The 21,869-nt window shown below is 72.5% G+C and carries 26 protein-coding genes; 10 read left to right on the forward strand and 16 right to left on the reverse strand.

The features are described from left to right. Nucleotides 1-397: 397 nt before the first annotated feature. The 4 genes from OG472_RS42410 to OG472_RS42425 form a co-directional block, all read right to left on the reverse strand. Complete coding sequence (locus OG472_RS42410) at nucleotides 398-1,792, reverse strand: Mucin-2 (protein ID WP_405943094.1); 1,395 nt, start codon at nucleotides 1,790-1,792, stop codon at nucleotides 398-400. Nucleotides 1,793-1,822: 30 nt separating this feature from the next. Further along, on the reverse strand, nucleotides 1,823-2,632 hold the full coding sequence (locus OG472_RS42415; protein WP_405943095.1) for a polysaccharide deacetylase family protein: 810 nt from the start codon (nucleotides 2,630-2,632) through the stop codon (nucleotides 1,823-1,825). Nucleotides 2,633-2,793: 161 nt separating this feature from the next. Next, on the reverse strand, nucleotides 2,794-2,958 hold the full coding sequence (locus OG472_RS42420) for a hypothetical protein (RefSeq protein WP_405943096.1): 165 nt from the start codon (nucleotides 2,956-2,958) through the stop codon (nucleotides 2,794-2,796). A gap of 96 nt (nucleotides 2,959-3,054) precedes the next feature. Continuing rightward, on the reverse strand, nucleotides 3,055-3,234 hold the full coding sequence (locus OG472_RS42425; RefSeq protein WP_405943097.1) for a hypothetical protein: 180 nt from the start codon (nucleotides 3,232-3,234) through the stop codon (nucleotides 3,055-3,057). On the opposite strand from OG472_RS42425, the gene OG472_RS42430 reads away from it, so the two are divergent. From OG472_RS42430 to OG472_RS42440, 3 genes are all read left to right on the forward strand, one after another. Beyond that, entirely contained in the window at nucleotides 3,233-3,682 is a 450-nt protein-coding gene (locus tag OG472_RS42430; protein WP_405943098.1) for an ankyrin repeat domain-containing protein, read from the forward strand. The two genes, OG472_RS42425 and OG472_RS42430, sit on opposite strands and share 2 nt — an antisense overlap. Before the next feature lie 86 nt (nucleotides 3,683-3,768). After that, complete coding sequence (locus OG472_RS42435) at nucleotides 3,769-5,058, forward strand: sensor histidine kinase (RefSeq protein WP_405943099.1); 1,290 nt, start codon at nucleotides 3,769-3,771, stop codon at nucleotides 5,056-5,058. 129 nt (nucleotides 5,059-5,187) lie between these two features. Continuing rightward, nucleotides 5,188-5,748, forward strand: a complete 561-nt coding sequence (locus tag OG472_RS42440; protein WP_405834653.1) for a hypothetical protein — start codon at nucleotides 5,188-5,190, stop codon at nucleotides 5,746-5,748. A 29-nt stretch (nucleotides 5,749-5,777) separates the two neighbouring features. Here OG472_RS42440 and OG472_RS42445 read toward each other — a convergent pair whose 3' ends face one another. Both OG472_RS42445 and OG472_RS42450 read right to left on the reverse strand, forming a co-directional pair. Further along, nucleotides 5,778-6,575, reverse strand: coding sequence for an inositol monophosphatase family protein (locus OG472_RS42445; protein ID WP_401611486.1), 798 nt, complete (start codon nucleotides 6,573-6,575; stop codon nucleotides 5,778-5,780). 33 nt (nucleotides 6,576-6,608) lie between these two features. Continuing rightward, nucleotides 6,609-7,253: a hypothetical protein gene (locus OG472_RS42450; RefSeq protein WP_405834655.1), complete on the reverse strand. Its 645-nt coding sequence runs from the start codon at nucleotides 7,251-7,253 to the stop codon at nucleotides 6,609-6,611. Between the two features lie 107 nt (nucleotides 7,254-7,360). Between OG472_RS42450 and OG472_RS42455 the strand changes: the two genes are divergently transcribed. Beyond that, on the forward strand, nucleotides 7,361-8,101 hold the full coding sequence (locus OG472_RS42455; protein WP_405834657.1) for a class I SAM-dependent methyltransferase: 741 nt from the start codon (nucleotides 7,361-7,363) through the stop codon (nucleotides 8,099-8,101). 94 nt (nucleotides 8,102-8,195) lie between these two features. Here OG472_RS42455 and OG472_RS42460 read toward each other — a convergent pair whose 3' ends face one another. Beyond that, nucleotides 8,196-8,528: a hypothetical protein gene (locus tag OG472_RS42460; RefSeq protein WP_405834659.1), complete on the reverse strand. Its 333-nt coding sequence runs from the start codon at nucleotides 8,526-8,528 to the stop codon at nucleotides 8,196-8,198. Between the two features lie 517 nt (nucleotides 8,529-9,045). Here OG472_RS42460 and OG472_RS42465 point away from each other — a divergent pair. Next, on the forward strand, nucleotides 9,046-9,465 hold the full coding sequence (locus OG472_RS42465; RefSeq protein ID WP_405834661.1) for a DUF2809 domain-containing protein: 420 nt from the start codon (nucleotides 9,046-9,048) through the stop codon (nucleotides 9,463-9,465). A 153-nt stretch (nucleotides 9,466-9,618) separates the two neighbouring features. Here OG472_RS42465 and OG472_RS42470 read toward each other — a convergent pair whose 3' ends face one another. The 5 genes from OG472_RS42470 to OG472_RS42490 all read right to left on the reverse strand — a co-directional run bounded on the left by OG472_RS42470 (nucleotide 9,619) and on the right by OG472_RS42490 (nucleotide 13,069). Further along, nucleotides 9,619-9,885, reverse strand: a complete 267-nt coding sequence (locus OG472_RS42470) for a hypothetical protein (protein WP_401611476.1) — start codon at nucleotides 9,883-9,885, stop codon at nucleotides 9,619-9,621. A 64-nt stretch (nucleotides 9,886-9,949) separates the two neighbouring features. After that, a complete protein-coding gene (locus tag OG472_RS42475) occupies nucleotides 9,950-11,173 on the reverse strand; it encodes an FAD-dependent oxidoreductase (RefSeq protein WP_405834662.1) in 1,224 nt (407 codons plus the stop codon). A 54-nt stretch (nucleotides 11,174-11,227) separates the two neighbouring features. Beyond that, a complete protein-coding gene (locus OG472_RS42480) occupies nucleotides 11,228-11,704 on the reverse strand; it encodes a hypothetical protein (protein WP_405943100.1) in 477 nt (158 codons plus the stop codon). A gap of 92 nt (nucleotides 11,705-11,796) precedes the next feature. Next, the gene (locus tag OG472_RS42485) at nucleotides 11,797-12,507 is read right to left on the reverse strand and encodes a hypothetical protein (RefSeq protein WP_405943101.1); all 711 of its coding nucleotides are present in this window, start codon (nucleotides 12,505-12,507) and stop codon (nucleotides 11,797-11,799) included. Nucleotides 12,508-12,544: 37 nt separating this feature from the next. Further along, on the reverse strand, nucleotides 12,545-13,069 hold the full coding sequence (locus OG472_RS42490; protein ID WP_405943102.1) for a GNAT family N-acetyltransferase: 525 nt from the start codon (nucleotides 13,067-13,069) through the stop codon (nucleotides 12,545-12,547). 377 nt (nucleotides 13,070-13,446) lie between these two features. Here OG472_RS42490 and OG472_RS42495 point away from each other — a divergent pair, with 377 nt between their 5' ends. After that, the gene (locus OG472_RS42495; protein WP_405835032.1) at nucleotides 13,447-13,920 is read left to right on the forward strand and encodes a DUF1772 domain-containing protein; all 474 of its coding nucleotides are present in this window, start codon (nucleotides 13,447-13,449) and stop codon (nucleotides 13,918-13,920) included. 93 nt (nucleotides 13,921-14,013) lie between these two features. Here the strand turns inward: OG472_RS42495 and OG472_RS42500 are convergent, their stop codons facing one another. Next, the gene (locus tag OG472_RS42500; protein ID WP_405834667.1) at nucleotides 14,014-14,913 is read right to left on the reverse strand and encodes an NAD-dependent protein deacetylase; all 900 of its coding nucleotides are present in this window, start codon (nucleotides 14,911-14,913) and stop codon (nucleotides 14,014-14,016) included. A gap of 171 nt (nucleotides 14,914-15,084) precedes the next feature. Here OG472_RS42500 and OG472_RS42505 point away from each other — a divergent pair, with 171 nt between their 5' ends. Next, entirely contained in the window at nucleotides 15,085-16,452 is a 1,368-nt protein-coding gene (locus tag OG472_RS42505; RefSeq protein ID WP_405943103.1) for an AMP-binding protein, read from the forward strand. A gap of 77 nt (nucleotides 16,453-16,529) precedes the next feature. Here the strand turns inward: OG472_RS42505 and OG472_RS42510 are convergent, their stop codons facing one another. Beyond that, nucleotides 16,530-16,994 (reverse strand): ATP-binding protein, encoded by a 465-nt coding sequence (locus OG472_RS42510; protein ID WP_405834671.1) that lies wholly within the window; start codon nucleotides 16,992-16,994, stop codon nucleotides 16,530-16,532. A 174-nt stretch (nucleotides 16,995-17,168) separates the two neighbouring features. Further along, nucleotides 17,169-18,074 carry a creatininase family protein gene (locus OG472_RS42515; protein WP_405834672.1) on the reverse strand — a complete coding sequence of 302 codons (906 nt, stop codon included), beginning with the start codon at nucleotides 18,072-18,074 and terminating at the stop codon, nucleotides 17,169-17,171. A 236-nt stretch (nucleotides 18,075-18,310) separates the two neighbouring features. Here OG472_RS42515 and OG472_RS42520 point away from each other — a divergent pair, with 236 nt between their 5' ends. The 3 genes from OG472_RS42520 to OG472_RS42530 all read left to right on the forward strand — a co-directional run bounded on the left by OG472_RS42520 (nucleotide 18,311) and on the right by OG472_RS42530 (nucleotide 20,739). Further along, a complete protein-coding gene (locus OG472_RS42520) occupies nucleotides 18,311-19,249 on the forward strand; it encodes a class I SAM-dependent methyltransferase (protein WP_405943104.1) in 939 nt (312 codons plus the stop codon). Then, nucleotides 19,246-19,770 (forward strand): hypothetical protein, encoded by a 525-nt coding sequence (locus OG472_RS42525; RefSeq protein ID WP_401611460.1) that lies wholly within the window; start codon nucleotides 19,246-19,248, stop codon nucleotides 19,768-19,770. Before OG472_RS42520 ends, OG472_RS42525 begins: the two co-directional genes overlap by 4 nt. An 87-nt stretch (nucleotides 19,771-19,857) precedes the next feature. Continuing rightward, nucleotides 19,858-20,739 (forward strand): isocitrate lyase/phosphoenolpyruvate mutase family protein, encoded by an 882-nt coding sequence (locus tag OG472_RS42530; RefSeq protein WP_401611458.1) that lies wholly within the window; start codon nucleotides 19,858-19,860, stop codon nucleotides 20,737-20,739. Here OG472_RS42530 and OG472_RS42535 read toward each other — a convergent pair. Beyond that, nucleotides 20,714-21,862, reverse strand: a complete 1,149-nt coding sequence (locus OG472_RS42535; RefSeq protein ID WP_405943105.1) for an AraC family transcriptional regulator — start codon at nucleotides 21,860-21,862, stop codon at nucleotides 20,714-20,716. The two genes, OG472_RS42530 and OG472_RS42535, sit on opposite strands and share 26 nt — an antisense overlap. Nucleotides 21,863-21,869: the final 7 nt, after the last annotated feature.

Consider the following 21,869-nt stretch of genomic DNA (forward strand, 5'->3'; position numbering starts at 1 on the left):
GCTGCCCGGGATCGACCGGGACCAGCAGGGGCCGGGGAACGACCCACGAGGTCCGCCGGCTCCCGCGCGTCGGCACCCAGCCATGCCGGCAGCACCATGCTCCCGCGCAGCACCAGGACGTCACCCAGCGGCGACCCGCCGACGAGGCCGATGAGGTGATCGAGCACAGCCCGGTGCGCGATGCGCCACCGCTCGCCGTCCACGGAGCGCGTCACCGGCCGGCCGTCGTCTCGTCACCGGCCATCGCCGTGCGCACCACCGCGAGACGGCTCTCCAACCCCCGCGAAAAATCCTTCACTACCACCCCGCGTGTGCCCGTCCGCCCACCGGTTGCCCACGGTACGGACCACCACTGACAGCGACGCGGGACGCTGGGGTGGGAGGCGGGTGCCCGTCGTCAGGCGGGCACGCCGGCCTCGTCCATGACCACGGCCATCTCACGTGGGGGAAGGGCCGGGTTGGCACCCGCGCTGCAGGCCAGCTCGGGCACGGCGAGGGCCTCGACGAGCCGGGGGAGCGGCAGGCGCGCGTCGCAGGTTGCCGCCTGGCGCGTCCAGACGTGCGGATCGTGGCTGAGCCGCTCGATCAGATCGGGGCCGGCAGCGGGGTCGCGGACCGCCAGCATTCGGTATTTCCCGTCCGGATGGTCCGCGAAGCGGGCGGCGAGTCCCTCGCGGGGGAAGCGGGGGTGACCGGTCGCCATCCAGGCGGAGAACGTCCCGCCGAGCCGGGCGTACACGCTCATCAGAACCTCCTCCGGGGTGTCGGGGTGATGGACGGCCAGGTGGTTGCGCACGACGACGTCCGCGTCGTCGGCCAGAAGCCGCAGGAGTTCGGGAGGCAGATGGGGGCTAAGGGCCGCGGCGCGGCGCAGCAGGGGATGGGCGGAGGCCGCCGCCCGGTGCAGCACGTCCTGATCGGCGAGGCCGGCCGCCACCCAGTCCACGTCACCGCGGTCGTACGGGCCCACCGTGACGTCGATCGCGGCGCGCCGGGCTTCGGTCAGCTCAGGCCGGAGGGAGACGGCGAGCCGCACCTCGTCGTCGGGGTCACCGGCGAGACGGTCCACGAGATCGGCCGGCAGGGACGGATTGGCGGCGAGTTCGACCAGGTGAACGCCCTCGGTGAGGAACCGCTCCGCGTCCGTGCGGTCGAGAAGCCCACGGCGCAGCACCTCGGGCAGGGCGGCTGCGGGGTCGCGGAGCAAGGCTGCCGTGACCCGTGCGTCGTGAGGACACGCGCACAGCGCGGCCGACCGCCGCACCTCGGGGTCGGGGTCGTCGAGCAGCGTGGCACGTACCTCCGTCGACAGTTCGTCCCAGACGCGCAGTGCGGCACGCCGCGCGGCCGGATCGTGGTGGCGCACCAGGGAGGCGAGGAAGGACGGCGCCAAGTGGCGCGAGTGCAACAGCGCCTTCCGTACGGACGGTTCGGGGTCTTCGAGGAGGCGGACGCACACACCGTCCGGCAGCGGGCGGACCTTCGTCCGGGGATCGTGGGTCGACTCGGGCCCGCCGGCGAGGGCGGCCCGTACCAGGGGCGAGGGGTCCTCCGCGAGCCGGGCCCGCTGTTCGGGAGCCGCCTGGCCGCTCGTCGCGAGCTCGACGCGCGGGTGCAGGAGGGGGTGAGCGAGGACGGCCGCCACGGCAGACTCGGGCAGCCCCGGCCGGTGGAGGGCCTGGAAAGGCGGACCGCCGTTGCCCTCGAAGGCGAGCAGTCGCAGCAGCAGCGGCGTGGGGAGGGCCGGGTTGGCGGCGACTCCGTCGAGCGCGGAGGAGTGGAAGGCGACCATGTCTCGGCTCTCCGGCCCGTCGCTCGGGGCCTACGGGGTGGTGCGGGCCGGGAAGGAGAAGGTGTAGCCGTGCGCGGTGAGCCAGGGCAGGTACTGCTTGAGCGCCGCGACGGTCTCGCTGCGGTCGCCGCCCCCGTCGTGGAAGAGGACGGTCGGCTGGTGGGGGAGTTTGCCCTCGACGGCGGAGATGATGGCAGGCAGGCCCGGCCGGCTCCAGTCCTGGGGGTCCACGCTCCAGCCGAGCGGCCGCATCCCGCTGGCCGCGGCTATCGCCCGGCTGTCGGGGGTGAAGGCTCCGCCCGGCGCGCGGTAGTAGCCGACGGTGACGCCCGGTACGGCCTTCTCGATCATGGCCTTGGCCTCGAGTATCTGCTGCTTCTGATAGGCGACGGGCTTGTGGTCCATCGTCACGTCGTGGTCGACGGAGTGGTTGCACAGCCGGTGCCCGTCGGCGGCGACAGCGCGCGCCAGGTCCGGGTGCTTCTGCACCTTCGTCCCGATCATGCAGAAGGTGGCCTTGACGTGGTTCTCCCGCAGCACCTTGAGGACCTGGGGCGTCCAGTGGGGGTCCGGGCCGTCGTCGATGGTGATCGCGACGTCACGCCCCGTGCCCTGCGCCAGCCTGGAGATCTCCAGCGGGACCCCGGCGGCGCCCCGGGCGGATCCCGGGCCTCCTGCGGACGCGGAGTGGTCGCCGGGGGTCGTGACCGGGGACCGGCCCGCCGAGCCGTCCGTTGCGGCGAAGGCCGGGGTGCCGGCTGCCGCCAGGAGGCCGAGGACGGCTGCCGCCGCGGCGGATCCCGCACGCCGACGACGTGCGGAACTGGTGGTGATGCCCATGGACGCGCTCTTCCTTTGCGCTCAGCCCCCCGGATCTCGCGTTGCCGATCCAGGCTAGGTCATGGGTCCGGGCCACTTCCTCGTCCGATCGGTCACATTCGACGGCCCGGTCCGCAGGCGTCGCCGGACCGGGCGTGCGTCCGCGGCCGTCGGCGGACCGGCTACCGGAGTCGCGGGACGACGACGTCGCACGGGGTGGGGGCGGCGTCCGTGAGCCGAGTCCAGTGCGCGGGGGTCTCCCGGTGGGAGCCCGTCGCCGTGGCGGCGGCGACCGACGCGGCGGCTTCCGCGGTGCACGGCGTCCCGTCCCGTGTGAGCAGTGTCACCGGCCATCGGGGGCCTTCTGCCGCCGCCCCTCCGTCGAAGGCGTGCCAGTGCCAGGGGCCGTCGAAGCGCCATGCTCACCCCGCGGCGTCGCCGACCTACTTGCCGTGGCACAGGAACGCGTACGGCCGGACCAGCAGGTCGATGGTGAACGGAATGTCGTCGCCCGGGTGCAGCTCGTAGCCGGTGCCGTCGGCAAGGCCTGGCCGTTCCAGTGGAAGTCCGCGTCTTCGATCACGACCACCGGCGAGGACGCCCCCCGTAGCCTGGCCCACCATGAAACAGCGGCAGCAGAAGCAGCTCTCCCGCCGTCTCTCCGAAGCGACGTCGGCGGCTGACACGGCCCGTGTGAAGGCGGTGCTGCGGGCCGGAGCAGACCCGGAGCGGGAGAACGGCGACGGCACCACCCCTCTGTACCTGGCCTCCGTGCAGGGAGAAGCCGAGGTGGCGCGCCTGCTCTTGCAGGCCGGTGCCCGCCCTGACACCGAGAGCAGGGGAATCGGCGCGGAGGGCACCCCACTGTGCGCGGCCGCTTGCTGGGGACACACGGAGACCGTACGCGAGCTGTTGGCGCGGGGCGCCGACCCGAACCTCCGTGAAGACGGCGGAACGGGCTGGTCCCCCTTGGACTGGGCGGACAACGGCCCCCACCCCGAGACCGTCGAACTCCTCATCGCAGCGGGAGCGGTTCTCCGTGCGCGACCGGCGCAGCCGCGCTTGGCGTAGGTCGTGATCGCAACGCCGGCGCCCGCCTCCACGCGGATGATCCAAACGAGGCACCCTGGCTGTGTCATGGCCCGTAAGCTGCGGCGATGCATGCTGGATTCGGGTTCCTCAGCCAACTCACGGGGAGGTACCGGTCCCTGGTCGTCGACGCGCTTCTCGCGCTGGGCTACGCCGGCGCCGGGCTGTTACTGGGCCAGGAGCGGCCGCCGGCCGGATGGCAGTCCATGGACGGGCTCGGGGCGGTCCTGACCGTACTGGTGGGTCTGGCCCTGCTGGCCCGACGCATCGCGCCCGTCGGGGTGTTCGCCACCAGCAGTGCGCTGTGGATCGTGTTCATCGCCTGCGGGTACTGGCCGGTGATCAATTCGATGCCCCCGCTCCTGGGCCTGTACACGGTGGCGGCGACCCGAAGCCTCCGTACGTCCCTCGTGTGCGCGGTCGTCGTCACCGGCACCTGGGTGTACGCGGGACTGGGCAATGCCGCCAACAGCTCCATGCCGACCGTCTTCGCCCAGGCGATCCTGTTCCCGGCCGTGGTGTTCGTCGTCGGGCGCGGATCGGGAAGACTTGCCGAGCGGAACCGGCAGTTCGCCGAACTGACCTTCCAACTGCGCAGGCAGCAGGAGGAGAACGCCCGCCAGGCGCTGACGGAGGAGCGGGTGCGCATCGCGCGCGAACTGCACGATGTGGTCGCGCACCACATGTCCGTGATCTCGCTCCAGGCGGGCGTGGCCTCGTACGTGTTCCCCACGAACCCGGCGCTGAGCCGGCAGGCCCTGGACACCATCGCCGACGCCAGCAGGGAAGCGCTGGAGGAGATGCGCCGCATGCTCGCACTGCTCCGTGTCGGCCGGGAAGGGCCACCGGAAGGGCGCGTGGAGCCGGACGCCGCCGACGACGCGCTGGAGGACGGCGGCGCCAACGCACCGGCCCCGGGGCTGGACCTTCTGGACCCGCTGCTCGCGCGTGTGCGGGGCGCGGGGGTCCAGGCCACCCTGCAGGTCGTGGGTTCCCCCACACCGCTCCCGCAGGGCATGGCGCTGTGTGTCTACCGGGTGATCCAAGAGGCACTGACCAATGTCCTCAAGCACGCGGGGCCGACCAGGGCGGATGTCACCATCCGCTACGAGACCCGGAGCATCGAGGTGTGCGTCATCGACGAGGGACGTGGCAACCTCCCGCCGGACACGACCGTCACGCCCGGCCACGGCCTGATCGGGATGACGGAGCGCGCGAAGATCTACGGCGGGACGGTCACCGCCGGCCCCCGCGCCCTCGGTGGGTTCGAGGTGCGACTCGTTCTTCCGGCGCCCACCACCAGTGACCGGCCGGCCGGTCACCCGGCCCCCGGCCACGGGGATGTCCCTTGCCGATGAGCCTTCGGAGGATGACGCCGGCCTCCCCCAAGCGGGGGAGGCCGGCGTCCCGCCATCGCCCCAGAGGGCCGTCGTGGTCCATCGCGCAGGCTGATGAAGGCCGTCCGGGGGCGCGTGACGATGTGCAGCATGAGTATGAGCATGCGAACGTGCGACCCGACGATCACCTCCGCTGCGCCGCCGCCCCGCTGGGCCGTCTGGGCCGCGCATGCGACGACATGGATCGTCCTGCCGAGCGGACTGTGGCGCATCGCCCTGGTGCTCGGATATCCGTCCGGGTACACCGACGTCGGCTTCGAGAGCTACCAGGCGATCGGCGCGAAAGCATGGATGCTGTCGCTCAGCGTGGTCTGCGAGCTCGCAGCCTTCCTCACGATCGGTCTGGTACGGCCGTGGGGCGAGGTCGTGCCCCACTGGATACCGCTGATCGGCGGGCGAAGGGTCCGCCCCATGGCCGCCGTCATCCCTGCCGCCGTCGGCGCGGCGGCCCTGACCGTGCTCTGGTCCGTCATCCCTTGGTGGTGGGCCTTTCCGCACGATGACATGACGCCCACCGGAAGCCTCGTCGTCGGCATCCTCTACCAACCGCTGGTGCTCTGGGGCCCGCTCCTCGCTGCCGTCACCGTCTCCTACCACCGCCGCCATCGCGCCCCGCGCCGTCCAAGGGAATGGACCTCCTCGCCGAAGTAGCCGTGACCCGGGGATCCTTGGTCACAGCACTAGCGCCGACCCGAGATCATCGACAGCAGCAGAGCGTGGGTCTCGGCGTCGGCAGCCACCACGAGTCCGCGGCCCGCCCGACCGATCGGGCCGCCGTCGATTCCGGTGACCACACAGCCGGCGGCCCGGCACACCGCGATGCCGGCGGCGAAGTGCACGCTCCCGGACAGGTCGCCGCCATCGGTGACGTACGCGGCGCGCTTGCCGGCCGCGACCCAGGCCAGCGCCAGCGTCGTCGACACGACCCGCGGCCGGAACCGCCCGACGAACCGGGAGTCGGCCAGCAAGTCCACGCCACGGAATCCGGGCGCGCCGGGGAACGGCGGATCCAGGTTGACATCGACCAGTCGGGTGGCGGGCGTGGGCGCCAGTCGGGCATCGACCCCCGCGTGCCGCACCCAGGCGCTCTCACCGTCGGTGAAGAAGACCTCGCCGCTGAACGGATCGGCCACCGCCGCCGCCCCGTTGCGCAAGGCCACGTTGACGGCTACGAGCATGTTGCCGACGGCGTAGTTCAGCGTGCCGCAGAGTGGATCCACCAACCACTCGCGCACGGCGGAGGCCGCACCCTGCTGCCCGCCCTCCTCGCCCAGCACCGCATCATCGGGCCGCGCAGCACGGATGACGCCGAGGATCGCCTTCTCGGCCTCCACATCGGCGGCGGTGGCGAAGTCGCCCGCGCCCTTGTCGATACGGGACAGCGGCTGCCCGTACAGACGGCGCACCACATCAGCACCGGCACCTGCGGCAGCTATCGCAACGCCCGCATCATCAAGACTCGTGTACGAGTTGATCATGCAGTGCAGGATATAGGCCCACCCTGGCTGCGCCTATCGGACCAGCGCGAAGGTACCGGCTGCGACGGCCCCGCCCACCACGGCGCCGGCAAGAACCTGGGCGGCGGTGTGGTCCTCCAGCTCTACCCGTGACCAGCTGACGACGGCGACCGCGGCGTACGCAAGGAGCGTCCAGGGCCCGTAGGTCATGGCCAGCATGGCGACGCTTCCGGAGGACACGGCCGCGTGGACGCTGATCTTCCAGGCAGGGGTCACGGCGAGGAGAGCTGCCAGGGTGACCAGCATGGCCGCAGTCAGCGCAATCATCGTCCGGGGCGCGCTGAAGGCCCACAGCAACAGGGTTCCGGTGGCGACCGAGGCGCTGATGAAGGCCATCACGACGATGCGCTGCCGCCTCTGGCCCACGTGCCGGTCGGCCCAGCGGCCGCGGCGGATGCCGTACTTGATGAAGGCCAGAGGAATGACCGCGGCGAACAGACAGCCGAGCAGGCCCCATCCGATCCCGGCGAGACGGCTGGTGTGCCAGCCGATGAGGAGGGTGTCGGCGATGATCCAGGTTTTGGGATCGAGCCCATCGGTGATCAGCCGCGCGGCCCGGGACGCCCTGGGCCGGGCGATCGTGGTCGTCACGCCGTGGCCTCCGGTCGGTTCGTCAGGCGCCGAACGGGCGATCAACATGCCGTGATCATACGGGTTTCGGCATGTCAGCGGACGCATAGGCGGAGCTGCGCGCCAGCGAGGAAGTGCTGCTCGCCGGAAACGGCTGAGTCGGCATACTGGCGCATGTGACGACCTATGACGGCATCGGCGTGACCTACAGCCACACCCGACGGCCGGATCCCCGGATCGCTGCCGAGATCCACAGGGCGCTCGGCGATGCTGCGACGGTGATCAACGTGGGTGCCGGGACCGGCTCCTACGAACCGCCGCAGACGGTGCTGGCGGTCGAACCCAGTTCGGTGATGATCGCCCAGCGTCCGGCCGGATCCGCGCGGGCCCTGCAGGCATCCGCGGAGTCGATCCCTCTCGCAGACGGCTCCGCCGACGCGGTGATGGCCCTCCTGACCGTGCACCACTGGACCGACCTCGAAGCCGGCATCGGGGAGCTGCTCCGGATCGCCCGGCGGCGCGTCGTCATCTTCACCTGGGACCAGAGCATCTTCCGCAGGTTCTGGCTGGTGGACGAGTACCTGCCGGAGGTGGCCGCGTTCGACGACACACGGGCCGTCCCGGTCGACCGGCTGAGTGCACTGCTGGGAGGCGCCCGTGTCGAGACGGTCCCGATCCCGCACGACTGCGCCGACGGATTCGGCGCCGCGTTCTGGCGCCGACCCGCGGCCTACCTTGATCCGGAAGTGCGTGCCGGCATTTCCATGCTCGCCCAGAGCGGCGAGGACGTACTCCGTCCGGGCCTGGCCCGGCTGTCCGACGATTTGTCCTCCGGCCTGTGGCACGAACGCCATGCCGACCTGCTCGACCGCGAAACACTCGACATCGGCTACCGGCTGGTCATCGCAGACCTGTAGGAACCCGTTGCGAGCCGGCGCAGACGCCCGCCTGCGGCTGCAGGTGACCTTCCAGGGTTCGAGGCACGTCGGACAGGTGCTGTGGCGGCCTCGCTCACGTGGAGTGGGTGACGGCCTGCGAAATGATCCAGACGGCCCAGGCGATGGGGATGAGGACCACGTAGGCCAGTGGCCGACGGAGCACCGGCGGGCCGGTGTCGAGGTGGGTGCGTCCCGGGGCCGGCGCCGACGCGGGAAGCCTGCTGAACTTCAGGTAGGCCACCAGATTCCAGACGAGCGTGAACGGGTTGAAGATCACCAGGGAGAGCGGGCCCCACCAGCCCAGGAACAGGGTCCTCGTGGTCATCTGCCGGACGACGGCTATGCCGCAGGCTCGGCAGAAAGGCCCGTCCAGGTGCTCGAACTTCATCATGATGAGAATGCCCACGTGGGACCGGACCTTGAAGTCGGCGGCAGACTGGGCGCCGCACGCGCGGCATGGCCGCGGGAGGTGGCTTGTGGCCGCCGGGGCGGCGTAACCGCCGGGCGTGGGCGCGTAGTTCCCGGGTGCCGGGGCGTGGCCGTGCCCTCCGGGAGTGCTGTACGGGTTGCCGGGGACAGGGCCGTGACTGGACGCATGAGGGGGTGTTGCCATTTTTGAACGGGTCTCCAGGATCGCTGTGCGTGCCGACACCATCCACAGGTGGGTGGAAGGAGTCCGGGGGAGGGGGCCGGATCCCCTGCGCGGTGCGCGCCACCCCGTCGGCGATCGTGACCGGACTTCCGGTGCTGATCTGCCGTGACGTCAACATTCTGGGGGACGGCCGCGGGGAACGGATGAGTGCGCGTACTCAGATCGGGTCGGCAACGTGCTCAGCCTGCTGAGTCGTCCTACCTCCCGAGCCCCGGTCCGAGGGCTGCTCCGTCCGGGGAAACACGATCACTGCGGCTGGCAGTATGACCTCGTGCCCCCTCTACCCGGAACCCGTGACCCTGCCGCCGTCGACCGGACGCGGACCCGTCTGCTGGCAGCCGCTGCGGCCGTGGCGGTCGTCGGTGCCGGGCTGGGGCTGCGGGCCGTGACGACGGGGAGCGTGGCCAAGTACGGTGGAGACGCGCTCTACACCGTCCTCCTTCTGGCCCTCGTCGTCCTGGTGGCGCCGCGGACGACGCCCCTGAGGGCTGCCGCAGGTGCGCTGGCGGTCAGTTGCACGGTCGAGTTCCTCCAGCTCAGCCCGGTGCCGGCGGAACTCTCCCGGCGCAGCACCGTCGCCCGCCTCGTGCTCGGTTCGACCTTCAACCCGCCCGATCTCTTCTGGTACGCAGTCGGCGCGGCGGCCGGGTGGCTCGTCCACACCAAGGTGCGGTCCATCCGGTCACGATGACCCCCTGAGCACGGCCGACACCACCCCCGGGCGCGGGCCCGACCCACGGCCAGGGCGGTGGCGCCCGTGCCGCGGGGCGTTGGGGGCCAGGGAGTGGGAAGCCGCGGTATCTCCGGTCCCGTCTCGTGGGCCGCGTGGCCGGTGGGCTGGGTCTCAGGCCGTCTCGTCGCGGATCAGGTTGCGGTGTTGCTCGTAGACGAGCCGTGCGTCGTCGTTGGGGAGTGCCGGGGTCGTGAGGCCGCAGGCACAGGTCACCACCGTGAGGTCGGACAGAGCGCGCAGGGTGTGGCCCTCGGGGCTGGTCCGGGCCGTCCCCGCCGGCTTCTCGTACCGGAGGCTGTGCGGGTAGTGGGGTGTGCGGGCAGCGGCCGGGGTGGTGCCGGAGCTGGTGTTTTCGATGGTGAAGCGGTGCTCGCTCATGGGTCCAGTGTCGTCTGCCGGACGCGAGTGAGGTGCGCCCGCGCGGCGGAACGCGACGAGAGGATCACCGAGCTGGCGGCGGGTTGCCGCTGTCGGGGAGGCGGAAACCGTTGAAGAGGTCGTCCATGCCGTGCAGGGCCAGGCGGGTGGGCGTGGCACGGATCGCGAGGTCGCGGACGGCCGCGGCGAGGGGATTGCCGATGACGCCCAGGCGGCCGATGCGGCGGGCGCGAACGCGGATGGCGTTGGTGCGGGCGCGGCGGGCGGCGGTGTAGGCGGCGAGGGCGGCCGGGACGGGGTCCGTGGTGTCCGGGCCGTGTGGGGCGTCCGCGGTGTCTCCGGCGGGGAGCAGGTGGGCGAGGACGACCGCGTCTTCGATGGCCTGGCAGCCGCCTTGGCCGAGATTGGGGGTCATGGCGTGTGCCGCGTCGCCGAGCCAGGCGATCCGGCCGTGGTGCAGGCGGGGGAGCGGGCCGGCCAGGTCGTAGAGGTCGTTGCAGAGGACGTCGGCGGCGTCGAGGCGCTCGATCCGGTCGAGCAGGGCGGGGATCGGGTCGTGCCATGAGCCGAAGCGCCGGCGGAGCTCGGCCCGCGGGTCGGCCGGGCGGGTGCCTGCCGGGACGAGGGCGGTGGCGTAGAGGTAGAGCCGGCCGTCGGAGAGCGGGGTGACACCGAAGCGCCGGCCGCGCCCCCAGGTCTCGCTCATGGACGCGATGCCCAGGTCCGGGGCGTCCACCATGGTCCGCCAGGCGCTCTCGCCCGTATAGCGCAGGCCGGGGTGGGCGGGGAAGTGGGCCCGCCGCAGCGGACTGTTGATGCCGTCGGCGGCGATGACCAGATCGGCGGTGAGGTCGGGGCCGGTCGCGGTACGGACGGTGGGGCGGCCTGTGGCGTCCTCGACGGCGGTCACCGGGGTGCCGTAGCGAAGGGCCTGCGGTGGCAGGGCGGCGGCGAGGGCCGCGGTGAAGGCCGGGCGGGGGACGGCGATCGGGGGCATGCCGTAGCGGGCGGCCAGGTCCGCGGTGCCGGTCCGGGTGAGCCACCGGCCGTCGAAGCGGCGCAGGCCCATCGTTTCGGGGACGGCGCTGCCGGCGGCGTGGGCGGCGTCGACGCCGAGGGTGTCCAGTGCGCGCAGGGCGTTGGGGGCGAGGCCGATTCCGGCACCGGTGGTGGGGGGTTCGGGGGCGCGTTCGCAGACGGTGACGCGCCAGCCGCGCCGGTGCAGGGCAAGGGCTGCCGTGAGGCCGCCGATTCCGGCGCCCGCCACCACAGCGTGACGTTTCGGCATGGAACACCACTTCCGTTCGCTTCGGTCCCCAGCCGCCGCCACGCAGCCCTCCCCTCACTCTACAACTGTAGAGTGAGGGGGTGTCCAGCTCTGCCCGGTGGCGGGGTGGGCGGCGAGCGTGTCGCGCAACCGGCGGGCCTGTATGAGGAGTTGGGACGAACCCGGCCGCTGTGCGAGTGCGGTGACCTCCGGCAGTTCACCGTGCGCAGCCGGGTCCCGAGCCGAGTCCGCGGCGATGGCCAGGAGCGCCGCGTGGGCCTGGGGGCGGGTGGAGGCCAGGAGTCCGGGGAGTGCGCCGGCCAGGACCGGCCAGAGGCCGGGGCCTGCCCGGGGGTGGGCGGCCGCCGCCCGCAGCGACTCGGTCAGCAGGGGAACCTTCAGCGTGCCGAGCGCCACGAGTTCGGCCAGTTCCCGGCCCAGCAGCGCCCCGTCCAGCCTGCCCCTCGCGACGAGCCGGGCCAGCGCCCCTACGGCGGCCCGGCGGTCCTCGTCGGGGACGGAGGCGAGCCCGTAGGCGAGAGCCAGGTGCACCGCGGGTCCGGGCGGGCCGTCGGCCGCGGCCAGCGCCGCAAGGAACGCAGGGGCCCCGCGACCGTTCTGGTCGGCCGCCGAGGCGACACCGCTCAGCAGCCGGGCCGCGGGATCTCCGGGTGCCAGGGCACGACCGCGACCGTGTGCGCGTCCCTCCCGTCCGGCTGCGACGCGTGCGCACAGCCGATGTGCGGCTCGAACGCGCGGAACAGCGACCAGAAACGCCGGGGGAACACACCGCGCCCCTCGATCGCCCCGTGCCCGACCAGGATCCGCCGGCCGATCCGTGCTCCCCGGCGCCTGCTGGACCGCTCGGGCGCACCGGCTTCCGGTTCGCGCAGCGACGTGGGGTGGGGCAGCCCGCCTTGGCGCAGCCAGGCGGCCACCCGGGGTGCCTCCTCCAGCTCCAGTCTTTCGGCGGCGGTCACCACTTCGGGATCGGCGGGTCCGCCGCCACACCGCAGCAGTGCCTGTCCGAGGTCAGCCGGGCCCGGAGTGATGCCGAGGCGTGCGTATGCGGTGAGGCGGTCGACCAGGTGGTGCGGCTCCACCGCGCCGGTCGTCCTGCTCGGCACGGAGAGGAGGAACGGGCGCACGCGGGGGTGCGCTGCCACCGTGAGCTCGCGTGGCACGGGCCCGAGCGCGGCGGCCAGTGCCTCAGGGTCCCGGTGGCCGTGACCGGCAACGGCGTTGAGTATGCGTTCGAACGCTTCGACGCCGCGGTCGTGGCGCGCGTTCAGCACGGCCGTGACTTCCTCGGCGAGCCCGTCCAATGACGGTGCGGCGCATTCCCCCTCGATCATGTGACGCAGGCCAGAGCCTCCCACCGACAGCCGCAGTTCAGGCCGTGGGTTGTGGCTGAGGGGTTCGGGCGGGGGTGCTCAGGGGGAGTACGCCGACGCGTTGGTCACCGGCGTACTCGCCGGTGGGGTGGAAACCGAGCCCGAGGTAGAAGGGTTCGGGACTGCCCTGGCCGGTGTGCCAGCTGACGTAGGCCCGGGTGGTGCCGCGGTCGCGGATCTCCTCGCAGACCGCGTGGACGGCGAACCGGCCGTAGCCCTTGCCCTGGTGGTCGGCGTGGATGTTCAGGCGCCAGATGCCGCTGCGGTGGTCGGTGGGGTCGGTCGCGGGGTCCCAGGCGATGTCGAGGAAGGCCATGACGAAGCCGACGACTTCCTCGCCGTCGACGATGGCGCGCGGCCAGGCGGCGGTGTGGACGTAGGCCTCGGCGAGGGATTTGACCACGGGGGAGACCAAGTGGGTCTGGTCCGGGCGTACCTGTATCGCGCAGACGGCGTCGAAGTTCTCGGCGGTGACGGGTTCCAGGCGCAGAGGGCGGGGCGTCGGGGTGTTCTCGGCGGGCATGGCTCCAGCCTAGGCGGTGTCCGGGCAGCGCCGCCCGCCCTACCGTCGCTCGGCTCGCACATGGCCCGGTACTCGGACAGCGGCAACTGAGGTTCGGCAACGGGTGCTGACGCCGTGCCGTCTTCCGGGTGAATCCGACCTGATGGCTGAAGAGTTGCTCAAAGAACGGATCAAATCCAGTAGGAGATCGAAAGTGTGGTGTCACGATCGGACGTTCGTGTCGAGGGTGTTTCCCGCCCACGCCTCTGTCGGTTGTTGGAAGTGAGGACTGTCATATGAGTAGCGGCCCGCCGTCGTTCACGCCGCCCCCGCCTGCCGGCCGGCAGGCCCCGTCTTCGCCGCCGGGGGGTGGGAGCGGGTTCGCCGTGGTCCTGTTGATGCTGTCGACGGTTCTGGTCGGGCTGATGGCGGGGCTGTTCTTCGCGTTCGATGTCTCGGTGATGCCGGGGCTGGCGGCCGGGGACGAGCGGACCTACGTCACTGCGATGCGTGCCTTCAATGCGGCCATCGACGGCAACCCGCTGTTCGGCATGGCCTTCGTGCTGGCTCTGCTGCTGGCCGCCGGTTCGGCGGTCGTCGAGTACCGTGCGGGCCGGCGTGCCACCGCCTTGTGGGTGGGGGTGGCCGCCGCGGCGTATCTCGTCGTACTGGTGATCACGTTCGCGGTGAACATTCCCCTCAACAACGAGCTCGCGGACGGCGGCGACGTCGCGCAGATGACCGACTTCACGATCGTGGAGAGGTTCAAATCCACGTGGGTCACCACGAACATCGTCCGTACGCTGTTGTGCACGACCGCGCTGGCCGCGCTCGCCCGAGCCCTGCTCCTCCATGGCCGCGCCACGCGCTGAGCGGTTGGCGGCGAAGGCGAGCGGCCCGAGGCGGCCGTGCCCGGCACTGCCGGCCGCGTGAGGGGTGATGCCCGGCCCCGGCAGGTCCCTGATTCAGTCCGCCGTCTGGCCGTCGACCTCGATGTTCAGGTCGTCGGCGAGGGCGGTGAGGGTCGTCCCCAGGGGCAGCGCGATGCGGGTGGCTGCATGCCGGTCGCCTCGGGTCGGGTCCCGGTTGACGATCAGTACGGGCTTTCCGGCCTGGGCTGCCTGGCGGACGAACCGGAGGCCGGACATCACCGTCAGCGAGGAGCCGAGGACCAGGAGTGAGGTCGCGGCGTCGACCAGTTCGCGGCAGTGCTCGACGCGGTGCGGGGGAACGTTTTCGCCGAAGAACACCACGTCCGGTTTGAGGATGCCGCCGCAGTGCGAGCAGGGCATGACGGTGAAGTCTCGGACCTGTTCGTCGGTGAGGTCGGCGTCACCGTCCGGATTCAGCCGGGCGGCCACGGGTTCGAAGCCCGCGTTGGCCTCTTCCAGCCTCCGGGCGAGTTCCCGGCGCGTGCCGCAGGCGCCGCAGGAAAGGCAGACGACCCGGTCCAGGCCCCCGTGGAGTTCCACCACGTCCTTGCTGCCGGCGGCCTGGTGCAGGCCGTCGACGTTCTGGGTGATCACTGCGGAGAGCAGGCCGTGCCGCCCGAACGCGGTCACGGCCCGGTGCCCGGCGTTGGGCCGGGCACGGCCGAAGGTGCGCCAGCCGAGGTGGCTGCGTGCCCAGTAGCGGCGCCGGGCGTGTGCACTGGTGGTGAATTCCTGGTAGGTCATCGGGGTGTGCCGGCGCAGGCTTCCGCCCTCGCCCCGGTAGTCGGGGATGCCCGATTCCGTGGACAGGCCCGCCCCGCTGAGCACCAGCACACCGCCGGCCCTCAGCGCGTCGGCGACCGGCTGCGGATCCGTGGTGCCTGGCCGCAGGTCCTCGGTGGGGGTCCAGCTCAGGGTGGGGCGCGTGCGCATGCAGCCAGCGTACGGAACGGGCCGGACAGCGGCACAGGAACGAGCGGCCTACGCGTCAAGTCCCGCTGATCACAGGCTCCTGCCGCCCCGGGGAGCCCGCGTAGGCTGGCAGGGCCTTCCGTATCGTTCCGTATCCACTGCCGAAATCCACTGCCGAACGGAGTCGCCGCCTTGCTCACCGCTCTCACCGGTGTCCACGGGGACCGGGCGGACGCCATCACCGTCGCCGGCCGCACCGCTTCCTACGAGGAGCTCCTCGGTGCGGCCCGCGCCGTCGCCGCGGACCTCGCCGGTGGTCACCCGCCGGCGTTCGCGGTGACGGCGACGGCATCGCTGGAAACGGTGGCCGCCGTGGTCGGCGGACTCCTCGCCGGCGTCCCGTGTGTTCCCCTGCCGCCCGACGCGGGGCCCGTCGAACGCGGTCACATCCTGAACGATTCCGGAGCCCGCCTCCTCGAGGTCGACTTCGCCCGCCGCTCCACGGCCACGCCCGTCCCCGCCGCTCCGGTGCGGGGGGCGGACGATCCAGCGCTGATCCTCTACACCTCCGGGACCACCGGCGCCCCCAAGGGCGTGGTCCTCAGCAGTGCCGCGATCACCGCCGACCTCGACGCCCTCGCCGAGGCCTGGCAGTGGAACGCCGCCGACACTCTCGTCCACGGCCTGCCCCTGTTCCACGTCCACGGCCTGGTTCTCGGCGTCCTCGGCGCCCTGCGGACCGGCAGCCGCCTCGTGCACACCGGCCGTCCCACCCCCGAGGCGTACGCCGCGGCGGGCGGCAGCCTGTACTTCGGGGTGCCCACCGTCTGGTCCCGTATCGCGGCCGACCCGCAGGCCGCCGCCGCCCTGTCCGGGGCCCGGCTGCTGGTGTCGGGCAGCGCGGCGCTGCCCGCGCCGGTCTTCCGTGACCTGGAGCGCCTGAGCGGGCACCGCACCGTCGAGCGGTACGGGATGACCGAGACCCTGATCACCGTCAGCGGCCGGGCGGGCGGCCACCTGCACCCGGGCACGGTGGGCACCCCGCTGCCCGGCATCACCACCCGCATCGCGGCCGAGGACGGCGCGGAGATCGGCGAACTCCAGCTCACCGGGCCCACGCTGTTCTCCGGCTACCTGAACCGGCCCGACGCCACCGCCGCGGCCTACACTCCGGACGGCTGGTTCCGTACCGGCGACATCGCCGCCGTCGACGAGAACGACGGCGTGCACCGCATCGTGGGCCGCGCCTCCACCGACATGATCAAGTCCGGCGGGTACCGGATCGGCGCGGGCGAGATCGAGAACGCCCTGCTGGACCACCCCCACGTCAGCGAGGCGGCCGTGGTCGGCGTCCCGGACGCGGACCTGGGCCAGCGCATCGTCGCCTTCGTCGTCGCCCAGCAGGTCACCGGGGCCGAGCTCACCGACTTCGTCGCGGCCCACCTGTCGGTCCACAAACGGCCGCGCGAGGTCCGCTTCGTCCCCGCCATCCCGCGCAACGCCATGGGCAAACCGCAGAAGCGGCTGCTGCTGAGCGACGAGGGCCGGCCCCGACCGTAAGGGCCCGCCAGAAGGCCCCGGCCCTGCCCGCGCGTCCGGACCTCACGGCGCCGCGCGGGCATCGGGAACGGTCGCAGTCATGCGCCGGGGGACCTGCCGGGGGCCTCGCCGGCGTGCGGACCCGAGTGACCCGTCCCGGCGTGCGGGGCGGGTGCCATGCGGGGATGGAAACAGGCGGTGATCGTCTTGCCGCCGTGGAAGGCATGGGCGTCCCAGGTGTCGGCGAGGGCGTCGATGATGGCGAGTCCCCGGCCGGAGGTCGCCACGCGTGAGGGGTCGCGCGGGGCCGGCAGGTACGGATCCCTGTCGGCGACGCTGACGTGCAGGCACCGGCCGTCCCAGGTGAGCACCAGACCGGCGCTGCTGTGGGCGTGGACGTGGGCGTTGGTCACGAGCTCCGACACCGTCAGCAGGACGGAGTGGGCCGTGTCCGGGGCGTCCGTCGTCCACTGCAGGGAGTCCAGGTGTGCCGCGGTCCACCGGCGGGCCTCGCGCACCCCGCGGTGGACCGGGAAGGACGTGGCCCACCCCTTGGCACGCATGGACACCGCGCTCACCTCGCTTGCGCTCTCGTGTGACGCCGGGCCCGACCGGACGGGCCGGGACGCGGGACGCGTATCAGAACCGGTCCGCCCGGTGGCGGGCACGGTGCCCGCCCCTGCGATGGACGAGTAGCAGGGCCAACGCCATGGGCGCGATCAGCAGGACCATCGTCGTCATGCGAGTGCTCCGTCCCTCGTGGTCCGTCCCTCCTGCGCGTGTGGCCCCGATGAGGCCTTTGAAACCCCCGATCCGTCCCGCCCCGGCTCCGTCTCCCCGAACATCCCCTGAGCGCTGAGCGAGCCGGCCACGGCGTCGGCCATGGCATGGGCCATGCGCTGGTGGAAGCGCCACAGGAAGGGATCGCGGGGGCTGGGTGCGCCGAAGTAGCCCAGTGGCGTCACGCTGCGGGCGTGTTCGCCGCCTTTGCGCCATTCGGCCAGGTCCGCCGGCCCGAGGCCCGTCGGCCGAAGCCGGGTCATGGCGTCGTAGTCGACGAGCTCGGGGAACCAGCGCATCATCAGCGCGCTCTCGATCTCTTCCGCATGGACGCCGAGTTCACCGGTCAGTTCCAGGCCCTCGAACAGCGGCTGCATGGCGAACGTGGCCAGAGCGGGTGTCTTCGCCGCCTCGCCCAGACGGTCGGCGATGAAGTCCGGCTCGATGAGGACGACTCCCGTGCTGCCCTCCTCATGCCGGCGCGTGACGACGTCGAGGAGCATCCGATTGTGAGCGATGTCGCCCTGATGGTTGATCACGAAGATGTGCCGGAACCCGTCCGTGGCGAGGGATTCCATGATGTCGAAGTGCAGCGCCGCCGCGGTCTCGGGGCGGGTGCGGAACGTCCCGGCGAAGGCACCGGAAACCTGATTGATCCCCCAGAACACAGGCGGGGCGATCAGCGCCGGTAGCCGGCGCCGGTCGAGCTCGTCCTTCACCATCCGGCACAGCTGGTAGGCGCCGTACGCGTCGGTGCCCAGCGGCAGATGGGGGCCGTGCTGCTCGATGACGCCGGTGGGCAGCAGGACGCATGCGCCGGCCGCAGCCGCCGCCTCCGCCTGCGGGTATGTGAGGTCGGCCATTGTTCCTGCGAAGACCGAGTATCCGCTGTGCATGTACTTCCCCCGTCAGCGATGTCACGACCGGCCTGGTCGCCGATCATGATCATTTTTGCCCTGACGTGCAGTCGCCCACGAGCGGCACCCAGGCCGGAAAACATCACCGTGCTTTGTAGGAAGAACACAAAGCGCCCCCGCGATGGGGAAGCGGTGTGGGCGGCCGGCAGGGCCGGGCGGGGGAGGCCGTAGGGTTCCGCCTCGTGCACTCACTTGAAATATCCGACCTGATCACGGCGGTGGACCCGCGCACCGGCCACCGGCTCCCCATCCAGCGCGCCGAGGTGATCCGCCGGCTCCGCGAGAGCGGTGACGAACGCGCCGCGAGGATCGTTGCCGGGCTGCCCGCCGGCCCCGACGGAGTGCTGGACCCCGACGCCGTGGACCGCCTGCTGATCAGCGTGCACACCGAGCTCCAGCGGCTGAGCGAGGAACTCCGGATCGGCGAACGCCTCGTCCAGCTCCTCGGCCCGCTCTTCACCGCGATCCGGGAGACCGACGGCCGGCACGGCGGCCCGTACCGGCTGGTCGATGTCGGCTGCGGCCTGGGCTACCTCGTCCGCTGGCTGGCGGCCACCAACGCCCTGGGTACGGATGTCGAGCTGGTCGGCGTCGATCTCGATGCAGCGCTGGTCGGTGAAGCCGGCCACCTCGCCCGCGAGGAGGGGCTGAACTGCCGGTTCGTCCACGGCAACGCCTTCGACCTGCCGCAAGCGGCCACCGTGTACGTCTCCACCGGCGTGCTGCACCACTTCCGCGGCCCCGCCCTCGCCGAGTTCTTCCAGACCCAGGCCGCCTCACCGGCGCAGGCCTTCTGCCACTTCGACATCGCCGCCACCCGCCTGGCGCCCATCGGCGCCTGGATCTTCCACCGAGCCCGGATGCGGCACCCGCTCGGCCGCCACGACGGCGTCGTCTCCGCACGGCGCGTACACAGCGACGAGACACTCCTGTCGGCCGCCGCCGCACCCGGCATCCGACCCCTGCTGTACGAACCGCGCGGCGCGGCGAACCCGTTCTGCACCACCCTGCGCCCGGTCATCGGAGTACGCCCGCACCTGGAAGAGCCGCTGCGCCGGGCCCTGGGACGCTCCGCCCACCGCCTCGTCGGCCCCGAGCAACTCACCGAGGCCACCCGATGACGTCCACTCTGCCCGCCGTACCCCTCGCACTCCTCTTCCTGGGCCTGCTCGACGCGACGTTCAGCGGCTTCCGCGCCTACGCCGGCCGCGACGCCCGCATCCGCAAACACCGGGCCACCGCCCGGGCCGCCCTGCGCGGGCTGGCCCTCGGCACCCTCCTGTTGCTCGCCCCCGCACTGACCGCCGCCGGCCTGCTGCTGACCGCATCCGACCGGGCCCGGACCTACCACACCCTGACCGCCGGAGGCCTGGGCTACCTGCTCCCGCTCACCGCCTACGCCACCGCCGTGCTGCTCTCCCTCGCCGCGTACTTCCTCCTGCCTTTCCGTGCCAGCACCCTCGCCATGGTCATCGGCCTCGGCCCGCTGACCCTCCTGCGCCCGCTCGCCGTCGTCGCCGCCTGCCTCGGCGCGTACCTGGGCGGCGGATGGCCCGCCCTGCTGGTCGGCGCGATCGCGGGCGCCGCCGTACTCGGCGTGGAACCCGCGGTGCACCGGCGCTGGTACCGGCACGTGCTGTGACAGTCAAGCGAAGCCCGGCCCCCACAGGACTGGGCCGGGCTTCGCGACGACCCCTCGAAGGCCGGGGTTACCTGCGAAGATCAGCAGATGGACGCCGCCTCTGCCGCCCCCGCCCCCAGCTCCGCTTCTGCCGATGCCCGCCACCGGCGGGCCGTGGCCTTCCGGGCCCTGCACGAGGGCCCCGGCCCGTTCGTCGTGGCCAACCCGTGGGACGCGGGCAGCGCCCGCATCCTGACCGGGTTCGGGTTCCCGGCCCTCGCCACCACCGGCGCCGGCCTGGCCCACAGCCTCGGCCGCCCCGACGGCGCCGGCGCCCTCAGCCGCACCGAGATCCTCGAGAACGCCCGCGGCATCGTGGAAGCCACCCACCTTCCCGTCACGGCCGACCTGGAGAGCGGCTTCGGGCCGACCCCCCGAGACGTCGCCGACACCATCCGGGCCGCCGCCGCGATCGGCCTGGTCGGCGCCTCGATCGAGGACTCCACCGGAGACGACGAGGACCCCGTGCGCCCCCTGTCCGAAGCCGTGGAGCGGGTGGCCGCCGCCGTCGAGGCCGCGGAACGGCTCGACTTCCCCTTCACCATCACCGCCCGCGCCGAGAACTTCTTCCACGACCGGCCCGACCTGGACGACACCATCGCCCGCCTGAAGGCCTATCAGGAAGTCGGTGCCCACGTCCTGTACGCGCCGGCCCTCCCCGACGCCGACGCGATCCGCGCCGTCTGCTCGTCGCTGACCCGCCCGGTCAACGTCCTCATGGGCGGCGCCCTGAACCTGTCCGTCGCCGACCTCGGAGCCCTCGGGGTACGCCGCATCAGCACCGGCTCGGCACTGTCCCGGGCCGCACTGGGCGCCCTGACGAGGGCAGCCCGCGAGATCACCGAGTCGGGCACCTTCGGCTTCGGCGCCGAGGCCCTGCCCTACGCCGACGCCAACACCCTCCTCACCCCGCGAAACGCCCCCCGCTGACCACCCCCGACATTCCCACTCCCGACATCCCCACCCCGGCTCCTGCCCCGACCCCGGCAGTCGCCCCGGCCTCTTCCCCCGCCTCCGCAACGGCTCCGGCCGGCGTCTCCGGGCCCGTTTCCGGCCGGCCCTGGGCCCGGTAGCGGCCGGGTGTGGTGCCGAACTCGCGGCTGAAGGCGTGCGAGAGGGCGTATGGGCTGGCGTAGCCGACCCGCCGGGCCACCGCGGCCAGCGGCTCCTCGGAGTCGCGCAGCGCCGCCGCGGCCAGACTCAGCCGCCACCAGGTCAGGTACGCCATCGGGGGCCGGCCCACCAAGGACGTGAAACGCCGGGCCAGGGTGGGCCGGGACACCCCGGCCTGCGCCGCCAGGCGCTCGTTGGTCCACGGTGCGGCCGGGTCCGCGTGCAGGGCCCGCAGAGCGGCGGCAGCCACCGGATCGCCCAGCACCGCCGACCACGTCCCGCTCCCGCCCTCGGCCAGCCAGGAGCGGATCATGTAGACGAGCAGCAGATCGAGCAGGCCGGGCACCGCGATGCCGGAACCAGGCCGCTGCTCGCCCAGCTCGTGTCCCAACAGGTCGATCGCCGACCGCAGTTCGGGCCGCGCGCCCACCCGGGAGGGCAGGTGCACGACCTGCGGCAGCTCCGCCATCAGTGGATGCGCCCGGCTCCGGTCGAGCCGGTACTTGCCGCACAGCATCTCCACCCCACCCGCCCCGTCCGGCCCGCCCCCGACCCCGGGCCCGCCAGGCACGACGAAAGCACCGGCCGCCCCCGGCCCGCCGCGCCCGCCCGCCCCGACCGCCCGGCCCGGTCCGCCTGTCGCGCGTACCGCGTCCCACTGTTCGAACGGCACCGCCCGCTCCGTCTCCCGCGGGCCGGCCGGACGGTCGGCGATCACATGGCCCGCCCCGTGCGGCAGCAGTACGGCGTCCCCCGCGCCCAGCGACAGGGGAGCACCACCGCCGTCGGGCAACAGCCAGCAGCTGCCCTCCAGCACGATGTGGAACCCGGCGCCGTCGTACGGGTCGAGGCGGGCGCACCAACTCCCGTCCACCCGCACCCTCTGCGAGGAGGGCAGCCCGATCCGCACGGTCGAGATCGCATCGCTCACCACGTCCATCCCGTCA

The organism is Streptomyces sp. NBC_00207, assembly GCF_045160965.1.
Lineage (GTDB): Bacteria > Actinomycetota > Actinomycetes > Streptomycetales > Streptomycetaceae > Streptomyces.